Below are 707 nucleotides of genomic sequence, written 5' to 3' on the forward strand. Positions count from 1 at the left end.
AATATATTAACTAAATGCGTCATCGGTAGTGCAAGCTAAGAATCTTTAATCAGTATTAACAGAAGATCCCTGCCTACGCAGGGATGACGCTTCAGACTAAAATGCATACTCACATATTGTCATTGCGGGCTTGACCCGCAATCTTTAAGAAGTACCACTGGCTTTTTTCAAAGTTCTCTCGACTACGCTCGAGATGACCAGATCCTGTCACTGCTAAGCTTCTCACTATTTTCTCTTAGCCGTCATTCCCTGAATTCATTGAGCGCAGCGAAATAAATTATAAGGGAATCTCAAATCTCATTAAGAAACTCACTCGTCTGACCACTTTGAGTGGTCTGACGAATGTTGCTAACAACAGAAGCTAATTGCAAGTATCTTCTAGCAAGTCATCCCGACCTTGTGGAGGGAACTTTTAATTGAAGTATCGAACTTCACAGTTCACTCGACTACGCTCGAGATGACCAGAAGGCAAACTCTCTAAGCCTCACCTGATTAGGAGGCTTTTTTATTTCAAAGCATCATCCATAGCCCTAGCGAAGGATATTTAATCAGTATTGATATAAGATCCCTGCCTACGCAGGGATGACGCTTCAAATAAAATGCATATTTACATATTGTCATTGCGGACTCTACCACTTAACCCTGCCGTCATTCCCTCAATTTATGGAGTGCAGCAGAATAAATTATAAGGGAATCTCAAATCTCAT

The sequence above is a fragment of the Fulvivirga aurantia genome, from assembly GCF_009711475.1.
GTDB lineage: Bacteria > Bacteroidota > Bacteroidia > Cytophagales > Cyclobacteriaceae > Fulvivirga > Fulvivirga aurantia.